The organism is Mucilaginibacter sp. (assembly GCF_036383575.1).
Classification (GTDB): Bacteria; Bacteroidota; Bacteroidia; order Sphingobacteriales; family Sphingobacteriaceae; genus Mucilaginibacter.
Map to the genome: position 1 here is coordinate 1 of NZ_DASVOB010000638.1, position 11076 is coordinate 11076.

An 11076-nucleotide genomic window follows, 5' to 3' on the forward strand; every position below is an offset into this window, starting at 1 on the left:
CAGCAAGTTATCGCCCCGGCGAAATGGAGGAGTTGAAAGGCTTAACCGGTGCATCGCTTGAACGTGACATGCCTGATTTTGTACGCGAACGAAAAAAACTGATGCCCGAACCCGGGCGCTGGGGCGAATTTGTTGAACTGCTCAAACATGCCTGGATCAATCAAACCACGGTAACGCCCGACCAGATAAAAAGCATTAAATGTCCCGTACTGGTTACCGCCGGTGATCGCGATCGATATAATCCTATTGAAAGTTTTGTGAGTATTTATAAGCTGCTGCCATCTGCGCAACTGGCTATTATCCCAAACTCTGATCATATTATTTTTTACCGCCAGCCGGCTTTAATGGAAACAATGGTGATGGGGTTTGTGATGAAATGAGATTATAAGACTTACGAAGTTTTGAAAACTTCGTAAGTCTTAATTTGGGCTATAGTGAGTTGGAAAACTACTCTCACTACATCGATGTAGTAGAAAAATATAGCTAAATGCCTGCCTGGTGCTTGTTTTTGTGCGTGTAAAATCTGCACTTTTATAACTTGAAACGTGCCCTGCATAAGCACTTTAACCAGTTATAAATAGTCTATGAAATTTAAACACCTGTACAAAACAACCATTACTGCATGTTTATTAGCGCTGAGTTTCAGCTCGTTTTCGCAAAATAGCTTTAAGCCCCAAAAGGATGTATTGGCTACCATCAAGAAAAACTTTGCCGACGCTGATATACAATATAAATACATGGCCAAGCAATTTGGGCCCGAGCAGTTTCCGAAAACTTATCATCCTACTACAGATAAGTTTGAAACAAGCAACAGCAGCTGGTGGTGCAGTGGTTTTTACTCAGGCACATTATTGAAAATATATCAGCAAACTAAAGATGCCGCATTGCTTAGCGATGCTAACAATAATTTGAAAGGCCTCGAAAAAGAGCAGTACAATAAAGGTACACATGATCTTGGTTTTATGATGTATTGCAGCTTTGGTACAGCAAACCATCTTGAGCCCAAATCCGAATACAAGGAAATTCTGATCAATAGTGCCAAATCACTTTCAACCAGGTTTAACCCTACTGTTGGCTGCATCCGTTCATGGAATTCAAAGGCCGATGATTTCCTGGTGATCATTGATAACATGATGAACCTGGAACTGTTGTTTTACGCTACAAAAGCAACGGGCGATTCCAGCTTTTATAAAATAGCGGTTACTCATGCTAACACCACAATGAAAAATCATTTTCGTCCTGATTTTAGTTCATACCACGTAATTAATTACGACGCGAATACTGGAGCAGTAAAGGAAAAGAAAACCGCACAGGGCTTCGCTAATGAGTCGGCATGGGCAAGGGGACAATCATGGGGCTTATATGGCTACACCGTAATGTACCGCGAAACCAAAGACAAGAAATACCTGGAGGAGGCAAAAAATATTGCTCATTTTATATTGACCAATCCAAACCTGCCTGCCGACAAAATACCTTATTGGGATTATAACGCGACAAACATCCCTAACGCATTGCGTGATGCTTCTGCTGCGTCGGTTATGGCCTCGGCCTTGTTGGAGCTTTGCCGTTACGTTGATAAAAAAGATGGTCAGGAGTATTTTAATGTTGCCCAAACTATCATTAAAAACTTATCAGCACCGGCATATAAAGCTGATCTGAATACCAATGGCGGTTTTATACTGAAACACAGCGTAGGCCATTTCCCGGCAGGTACCGAAGTTGACGTACCGTTAACCTATGCCGATTACTACTTTGTTGAAGCTATGCAGCGTTATAAGGCTTTTGCCAAATAATGCTATATTTAGCCCATGGCATTAGGTAAAGGCAGATTAGAAGCATTTAGTGATGGTGTAATAGCCATCATTATTACCATTATGGTGTTAGAGTTAAAAGTTCCCCACGGTGAAAGCCTGGAAGATCTAAAGCCTCTTATCCCTGTTTTTTTAAGCTATCTGCTAAGCTTTGTTTATGTAGGCATTTACTGGAACAATCATCATCATACTATGCAGGCCGTGCGGTCGGTAAATGGTAAAATATTGTGGGCCAATTTACACCTGTTATTTTGGCTATCGCTGATACCATTTGTAACCAGCTGGATGGGGGAGAACCACTTGACCCAATGGCCGGTCTTTTTTTACGGAATAGTATTGATCATGAACGGGACAGCCTACCGTATTTTAGCGCTTACCCTTATCAAACATCATGGCGAAGATTCAATGGTAGCCAAAGCCTTCGGAAATGATTTTAAGGGGAAAATTTCTGTTGGCTTATACGCAGTCGCTATTTTATTTACCTGGTTAAACCCTACTATCAGCGTTGTAATTTACGTGGTAGTAGCGGGGAGTTGGTTTATACCCGATAAACGCTTTGAACGTCTCCTCGACTCAGAATAATTAGCTATAGGTTGTGAATGTATGGTAGTAAGTTCGGGCCGGCCTTATACAGCTATATTTATCTTTGCCAGCTTACTTCTTGGGTTGATATAACTGATTGTAAAATATACTCAATCCATACTTTGCCGATTTCCACTTTGCATCAAGCGCTGTAGGGGCGGGGCCGGGGCTTTGGGCAAAGTTACCGGTAATGATGTCCATATCGCCGTCGCCATCAACGTCAGCTTTTTCGAGGGTGAGGGTTTTTATCGGTACTTCGCTTTTTTGAATGTATGATTTAAAGGTAAACTGGTCTTTGTTTGTGTTTTCGAGGTAAATAAACGATTCATCAACCAGTTTGCCAAACTCCGGGAAAAAGGAGGTTGCCACAAAGTCGATATCTCCATCCTTATCAAAATCTTCAGCCAAGACCCGGGTTACGCCGTATATCGGATAGAAGAACTTTTCCTTAAAAACATCGGCACCCTGGTTTATGTGCAGCCTGATGCCGTGATACGCTTTCAGGATATTGGAGTAATCGGCATTGTCGCCATGTACGGTTACAATATCTGTAAGTCCATCGTTATTGTAATCAACTAAAACCATATCGGTAGTGCCATAGTCAGGCGGAAAACGCAATACGCGTTTAGCTTTAAAATTGAGGTTGTCCTTCTGATAGAAAATATAAACACTTTCATCCCCCTGCGAAAACATGGCCACAATATCTTTTTTGCCGTCACCATCCATGTCTTTTATATAACATTTGATAGCGCCGGGTAGGGGCAGCAGCACATCTTCAACATATTTACCGGCTTTGTTCTTTTTAAACAGCGATAAGCCGCCCGTTTTGTTGCCAAAGTTGCACACTACAATTTCAGGTGTGCCATCATTGTTCAGGTCGTTTATTTCGGTGCAAACGGGGCGGTGCAGTTGAGTTAGCAGGGGGGCTGCTCCGGTATCTGCCAGTTGTGCGTATGAGCCAGTACTGAGTTCCGTAGGATATAGTTTGCCTATCTGGGTAAAGTAGGTATTGTTTTTATAAAAATTAAAATTAACAACAGGACTTCCACTTTTTATGGTTTTAGTAACTCCTTTACCATACTGCCAGTTTAAAACCTGGTTGTAAAAATTGCCTATCCACAAGGTTTGAGTATTAGTGTTATACTCCAGGCCGGTAATGAGTGATGGCGTTTGATCATCAACCCGTACATCCTGCCTTACAAACTGCGTAAGAGGGTTGTTGCGGGTGAGGCGTTTTTCATCGAGGACAACACTATCGGGAGCATTGCTGATGATATAGTCCCTGATCTTAGCCCAATCTGCATCTGTACAAACTGGTTCTTCGGGGATGATATTGTGTTTTTTAACAATGGCGCGCTCCTCGTTGGTTAGTCCTCTGAGCGGGTCATAATTAGGATAAATGATCCCCATGCGGGCCGCCATAACTGGCAAGACGTGTCGCGTCCAGATCTCTTTGGTAAGGCCTGCCGGATCGGGGGCTAAATGACAAACTGTACAATGCCGTAAAAACAATGCGCGGCCTTCCTCGTCTGTTACTATGTAAGCGGATTTTGTTTTTACGGTGAATGAGTTAAGACCCAGGAGCCCGGTAATAACGAAAAGTAATAGTAAAACCGTCCCCCTGAATCGCATAGTTAAAAGCTGTTTGCTTTTAACTACGTTCTAATTACCCAAATAGTTTACTCCGGCTGCTTTTAATTTTTTTACAACGGCTGCCGCAACGTCGCGGCCCTGCTGATTTCCGTTAACAATGGCATCTTTGAAATGAATACCACCATAAAAGCGGGATAAAGAGGCTTCTTCAGCCGCCTGCCAGAATGATTTAAAATCACGCGGGCCAACGCCGTAGGGAAGCTCCGAATCGTCGGTGTAAGCGAAATTATCGCCTAATAGGTAGCTCAACACACCTGCCGACGAATTTGAAAGCACAGCATGGCCGCTCGGATATTCCGGAAAAGGCGGGGTTTGCAGCATAGGTGCCCATTTAATATCGATGTATTTATTGATATAAGTTTCGGGTCGGATACCATTACTGCGATATTTCTCGTCCCAGCAACTGATAAAAGCGTCCATCTCGGTCATAGCCACCAACGTTGCTACTTGTATCGACTTATCAAAACTTAGTCGGGCTTTTTTTACAGCTATACCAACAATATTCATCCAGTGCCCTCCAGGACTGATCTTTTTAAACCCGATCATCATGTGGCCAGATGTGGTAACCGCAAAGGGGTTGCAATCCCAAAAATTGGCGATCATGTTCTGCTCGGCCGACATGTTTTTAGATACTTTGTATACCGCATAGGCTTCTTTATAAAACTCACTTGTACTATCGGTACTGAAGGTAGCAGGCCGTACCGGCACAAACTGGTCGGACGAATCGATAAACATAGGGCGGATGGTTTTCCAGTTAGGCTCAACCGCCTCCATATACATTGGCGGGGTAGGGAACCAGTTTTTACCACCTTTTATAGGCGAATACCTAAGCCTGCCGCTAAGCTTGTTATAATTATCTGATTTGGAATATTTAATAACCTTAGCAGCCATTTCAGTCGCGGCTGCTATTGATTGTTTGATCACGTCATCGCTGATGTTGTTCTCTTTAAGAAGGGCTATGTACTTATCTTCATCCTCCTGCAGCATAAAACCCGATGGCAGCATCTGTTTGCCGGTTTCCAGTATGCAGTACATGGCGGCTATACGATAATCATACTTATCGGCCGGGATACTGATCTGGTTATCCTGTGTGTAACTTTTGATGAAATTGTTAATCGGTACTACCTGTTTATTGTTAAGGCTAACCAAATTATAAGCCCCCATAGTCACGTAAGCATAGTAACGCGAAGCAGCGGGAGGGTTTACCACATCATGGATCATAACCGCCGAAATAGCGTTTACAGCCTTATCAATTTGCAGGTACGGAAGGATGGGCTTTTTACTTTTTTGCGCATAAGCTGTTGTGCTTATCAGCGCCAAAAACAATATGAATATTCGTTTGATCATGTTTTTAATCTCTTTCTGAAAGTCATATAAGATAAGAAAATCGTCATTGCGAGGAACGAAGCAATCCCCGATTTGCAGGTTCGCCCTGTGTAGTTTGGGATTGCTTCGTTCCTTGCAATGACGGTCTTATTGATACATGGTTTGCAACTTAATATTTATAAAACTGCAATGGCTGGTCGGATACACCCATCAGCACATAATTAACGCCGTTTATTTTTACCTCAGTGGCTGATTTTACGTCACCGTTTACCGATAGCCCGGCCAGGGACTGAGTTTGGTACGTGAAATTGCCTTTACCATCACCTGTAAGCAGGCAGCCGTAGTTTGCATCAAAGCTGCCCAGTTTAAGGCGGTTATCCGAGTGATTGCCTAACAACAGGAGATCTGTTTTGCCGTCGTGATTAAAATCACCGCTTAGGATCTCTGATACCAAGGAGTATTGGGCTTGCAAAGGCAATTGACCTTTTACAAACTTACCGCCCCTGTTCAGGAAAAGGCATGTCTCCACCTCGTTGGCAGTGAGCTTAGTTGCTTTCGCAAGTTCTTCAGGTGTTAAAATATCCTTCATGGTAGCATCGCAATAAGCTTTATATGAGGCAAACCGTTTACGCATCGGGTAGATCTGGTCGTTGAGCTCATCTCGGCTTACAAAGGGATAGCTCACACCCTGTATATAAAAGTTAAAGAACGGATCAATAGAGCCATTGCCGTCAAAGTCGGCAAAATACATTTCGGCTGGTTCGGTTTGGCTGGCATGGATCTGGGTATTTTCACCAAGGTTACCCGCAATAATATCGGGCTTGCCATCACCATCCACATCTGTAATGGTTATTGTGTTCCAGAAACCGCTTACGGGGTGATCAAAGTATTTGGTGGTTTCATCAACAAAACCGGCGTTGGTATTAGTAAATATGGTGATAGGCATAAACTCCCCGCATATCACCAGGTCCTTGCGTCCATCGCCGTTCAAATCAATCCATTGGGCATCTTTAACCATTCCGATAGTACTAAATGGGGCGTCGGTAATTTCAAAATGGCCATTGCCCGTGTTGGTAAGGAGGTAGTTTTTGGGCGCCGATGGATAATAGCCCGGCGTAATATTAGAGCCTATAAACAAGTCCATTTTGCCATCTCCGTTATAATCACAGGGGCGCACACATGATTTGCTGCTGCCGGTTAATACCGGGAGGGATGTGCTTGAAAAACTGAAATTACCTTTGCCATCGTTCAGGTATAGTTTATCCTGAAGCTCGCTGGCACCCGGTTCTAAAAGGGAATAACCGCCTTTTGCAACATACAGATCTGGGAAACCATCGCCATTGGCATCAAAAAATGCTGCCGCTGATGTGCTTCCCGGGGTCATATCGGATATTTCCTGAACCGTGTAAGTACCGCCCGCTTTTTGGATAAAGATCTTTCCGGGGGTATTCTGATCACCTGCTATAAAAAGATCTTCAAGGCCATCCTTATTTACATCAGCTTTAACTATCACCGGCCCTGTTTTTGAGCTCATGAACAGCATCAAAGGCTGGCGCTTAAAATCGTTGATGGTATTTTCGGTATGCGTATAATCAATAGCGGGTTTAGCTAAATTGAAGATCGATTTTGTAGTGTTTTTTCCGTCGGTTTTAAATACAGGATTGCCGGTTTTATAGGTAATGTTTAAGCGTTGATTGGCTTTAACACCTGTAAGCAATTGCGATGTTTGATCTGGCCAGATGATCCTTACAGAATCAACTTGCTGCTGATCTCCCAACCCAAAATTCAAAACAGTTGAAACACATGAAAGATACCCCCTGTTAGGGTTAACCTCCTGGTATTGTACCTGTTTACCGTTGTATACAAATACTTTTGAACCTATAGCGTTTGTATTTCCCTCGGTTTGTTTAAGGTTTACAGCCAGGTAGTTCTTTTTGCCGGTTTCCATGGTCATGTTTTGTAATATGGAAGCCTCGCTGTTGATATTGTTGGTAACCAGGTCAAGGTCCCCGTCATTATCAAGGTCGGCATAAACTGAACCGCTGGAAATACCGCCTTTGGTTATTCCCCAATCTTGTTTTTTATCGGTAAAGGTGAGGTTATGGTTATTTTGGAAAATATAGTTGGAAAGGGTAGTAGAGGGCATTGCCTTAACCAGGTCCATTAGCAGGAACGGTTCATGGTCGATGGCTTTTTTGAGTTTATAATCGCCCCAGTAGCGTAAAAAATCCTTGTTGGTATAATCGCGGAAATAACCATTGGAGATGAAGATATCTTTATAACCGTCGTTGTCAAAATCGGCAATAAGAGGGCACCAGCTCCAGTCGGTATTGGAAACGCCTGCCAGCTGGCCAATTTCGCTAAAAGTGCCATCGCCATTATTAACCTGCAGCATGTTGCGCATATATTGTTTGTACAGGTTTTGGTTCAGCATCAGCTCAAATGATTCATAGTTCTCCTGCAGTTGTAGCAGCTTTTGGCGGCGGTTATCTGGTGGCAGCATGTCAAGCGTCATCATATCGGGCAGACCGTCATTATTGATATCGGCAATATCAACGCCCATGGAAAATTGAGAGAGATGTTTGAAGCACTTTTTACTTTCTTCGGTAAATGTGCCGTTGCCGTTGTTTATATAGAGGTAGTCGGGTTCGTTATAGTCGTTGGTTACATAAATATCCTGTAACCCATCTTTATTGATATCGGCAATGGCAACGCCAAGACCAAAGGTGAGAGGATTTTGAATGATGCCTGCTTTTTGGGATACATCCACAAAATGACCACCCTGATTTTCAAAAAGCTTATTGCTGGCCAGCTCATCGGTTTGGGATTTGGCCTGTGCCAATTCAAGGTTGCTGATCTTTTTTACGTTATGGTTAAGCAGGAACATATCCAGCTTGCCATCATTATTATAATCAAAAAATACAGCTTGGGTACTATAACCCGGATCATCGAGGCCATACTGTTTTGCCATTTCAACAAATTTGTTGTTGCCTTTATTAATGAAGAGCTGGTTACGGCGTTTGGCATTGTCACCCAGCCCTGAGTAACATACATAAATATCTAACAGGCCGTCGCCGTTAACATCGGCCATGGTAACGCCTGTTTTCCAGTCGCCGGGCCTGCCTGAAAGGCCTTCGCCTGCTTGCCGGGTAATGTCTTTGAACTTAAGGTTACCTAAGTTGAGGTATAGTTTATTTTGACCAAGGTTACTGGTAAAAAAAAGGTCTTCGAGGCCATCGTTATTGATATCGCCAACTGCAACGCCGCCGCCATTGTACAGGTACTCGTAAGAGAGTACGTTAAGCTTCTCGTCCTCCACCAGATCATTGCGGAATTTAATGCTGGTTTGTTCGGGCGTGAGCAGCTTGAACAGTGGCTGCTGGGCATTTGCCTTAAGGGCTAAAAGGCCCCAAGCGACCATAACAGCTAAAGTTTTTGAACTTTTAATAGTTAAATTAAAGAGGGGAGAAGAACAACACATTATCAACAGATTTTTATTATTCCGGGTTGCAGGGGACTTAAAATTAATGATTTGTATTGGTAATTGCTACCGGATTATTAATCCTTTTGGTTGTAAAATTAAAAAACAAGGCTATGAAGCCATAGCCTTGTTTTTTAAAAGAATTTATAATAGGGGTATTATTTATCCCACCATACTCTTGCGGTGAAAACATCGCCTCCTGTAAGGTTTTTAATAGCAGCACTGTAGTTTGTACCATTTGTAGTGATCAAAGTAACAGGGTATACTATGCGGCGGGGAATGGAACCGTCTGTGAATTGACCAACATATTTAACCGGTGTAAGTACTGGGATGCCTGTCCTTCTCCAGTTTGCCCATGTTTCGTTATGGATAAATGTTGATGATGTTTCAACATAATATTCCATATTGATTTGCTGCAATGCTGTAGCAGGTACAAGCGGATGAGCCGCAGCGTAAGTGGCTGCCGTAGTATTGCTAATTACAGCCGCAGAACCATTAAACTGCGCGAGCTCAAGCTGATTGGCTACCAAAGCGTTTGCGTAATGTGTTGCGGCACTACCGGTATTCCAGCCTCTTGTAGCAGCTTCGGCCAACAACAATTCTGTTTCACCATAAGTTAGCAACATATTGATGCCACTTTTATCAACGGGGTTAACGCTTGTTGTAGATGTGTAATAAACCTGCAATCTCGGGCGGGAATATTTACCGTCAGGAGCAGGCGCGTCGTCTTTTACAGATGGATCTGCAGGCGAAGTACCCGGATAACCCGGAGCTTTGCTAATATCAGTAGCTCCACCGTTAAGATCGTAACCATTCGGCATACCATGTTGAACAGATGCGTCGTTATTGCCGGGTACAGTTTCGTTTGAGTTGGCAGCCTTACCGGTTCCTGATGAAATTTCTGCAATAGCCGAAATCCGTGGGTCGGCAGTGGTTTGCATATAGTCGATCAAGGTTTTTGACCAGCGTACTTCCCTGAAATCATCAGGAACAGTTAATGCGTTGATGGTGCTGTTAGCATTACCATTTGCATTATCTGTTTTTACTTTAGCATTGTCATCAATGCTGGTCATAGTACCAGCAGCGTAAGCTTTTTCTACATATTTTTGAGCTGTAGCAGCGTCAACTTTAGTTAAACGCATGGCAACCCTTACCATCAGTGAGTAGCCTAATTTTTTCCATTTAGTGATATCACCGGTGTAAAAAAGATCAGAACTTGGTTTGTCTTTTGCAGCATCGAGTCCGGTTAAAGCGGCATCAAGTTCGGTAAGCATGGCATTGTAAATGTCCTGTTGTTTATCAAACTTTGGGGTAAAGATACCTTGCTTTGCCATGCCTGCCTCTGAATAAGGGACGTCACCATAAGCGTCAGTTACGCGTTGTAAAATGAATACCTTCATTATGGAGGCAATCTTATTCAGGTTGGCGTATTCTGCTTTTCCATCTGTAAGGTTTTTCATTTCCTGTACAAGGCTTTCGGCATCATAACCGCTGTTATATACCCTTGCCTTGTAATCATTAAATGAACCTTTGTATATGTACTTATCTCCGTTACCGTAGTAGTCGTAAGTTGAAGCTAATGATTGTGACCACATGCTTTGATAAAGCAATTGATCGTAACCAGTTTGTGAATACTGGATCTGGGCTTGTGCTAAAAGAAAGTTAGGATTAAACACGGCTGCCGATGTAGCATTAGGGTTTGTGTTTATCTTGGTGAAATCTTTTGTACAGCCCGAAACAAGCGCTGCGGCTAAGCAAAAGCCGCTATATATGAGTCGTTTTTTCATCACTGTTATTTTTTAAATTTAAAGTTAACATTTATACCGTATGTACGGGCGCTTGGTAAGCTTGTACCTTCAATACCAGCGTAGCTAACGCTGTTAGCGAAGCCTGATTCAGGATCGATATTATCGCTACGTTTCATGATTGTCCAAAGGTTACGACCAACTGCAGATACAGTTATGCCGCTAAACGGAGAACCAGCAAGCATCCCTTTTGTAAAGGTATAACCCAGTGTTACCTGGCGCAGTTTAATAAAGCTGCCGTCAAGCACGTTTATTGCAGATACCCTTTGAGCTAAAGCCTGATAGTAAACTTCGGCCTCAACTGATTTGGTGTTTTTCTGGCCATCTTCAGTTACACCATCACCTACAACACCACCTTCACGACCAGGCAGGGTTGCCTTGTTTAAACCGCGGTACATACTGTAATAGTTGGTTGCCG

7 protein-coding genes and 1 pseudogene are annotated in these 11076 nt (G+C 43.1%); 3 read left to right on the forward strand and 5 right to left on the reverse strand.

From position 1 onward, the window contains the following. The 3 genes from VF500_RS22510 to VF500_RS22520 form a co-directional block, all read left to right on the forward strand. The coding region (locus tag VF500_RS22510; protein WP_330861828.1) for an alpha/beta hydrolase at nucleotides 1–380 on the forward strand (380 nt) is incomplete at its 5' end. 204 nt (nucleotides 381–584) lie between these two features. Continuing rightward, nucleotides 585–1793 (forward strand): glycoside hydrolase family 88 protein, encoded by a 1209-nt coding sequence (locus VF500_RS22515; RefSeq protein ID WP_330861829.1) that lies wholly within the window; start codon nucleotides 585–587, stop codon nucleotides 1791–1793. Between the two features lie 15 nt (nucleotides 1794–1808). Beyond that, nucleotides 1809–2393, forward strand: coding sequence for a TMEM175 family protein (locus VF500_RS22520; protein WP_330861830.1), 585 nt, complete (start codon nucleotides 1809–1811; stop codon nucleotides 2391–2393). 72 nt (nucleotides 2394–2465) lie between these two features. On the opposite strand, the gene VF500_RS22525 is transcribed toward VF500_RS22520, so the two are convergent. The 5 genes and pseudogenes from VF500_RS22525 to VF500_RS22545 all read right to left on the reverse strand — a co-directional run. After that, nucleotides 2466–4025: a VCBS repeat-containing protein gene (locus VF500_RS22525; protein ID WP_330861831.1), complete on the reverse strand. Its 1560-nt coding sequence runs from the start codon at nucleotides 4023–4025 to the stop codon at nucleotides 2466–2468. A 30-nt stretch (nucleotides 4026–4055) separates the two neighbouring features. Beyond that, nucleotides 4056–5393: a vanadium-dependent haloperoxidase gene (locus tag VF500_RS22530; RefSeq protein ID WP_330861832.1), complete on the reverse strand. Its 1338-nt coding sequence runs from the start codon at nucleotides 5391–5393 to the stop codon at nucleotides 4056–4058. Between the two features lie 148 nt (nucleotides 5394–5541). After that, nucleotides 5542–8793, reverse strand: a complete 3252-nt coding sequence (locus VF500_RS22535; protein WP_330861833.1) for a VCBS repeat-containing protein — start codon at nucleotides 8791–8793, stop codon at nucleotides 5542–5544. Nucleotides 8794–9011: 218 nt separating this feature from the next. Continuing rightward, complete coding sequence (locus VF500_RS22540; protein ID WP_330861834.1) at nucleotides 9012–10640, reverse strand: SusD/RagB family nutrient-binding outer membrane lipoprotein; 1629 nt, start codon at nucleotides 10638–10640, stop codon at nucleotides 9012–9014. A gap of 5 nt (nucleotides 10641–10645) precedes the next feature. Then, nucleotides 10646–11076 (reverse strand): annotated as a pseudogene (locus VF500_RS22545) (SusC/RagA family TonB-linked outer membrane protein); the annotation flags it as partial.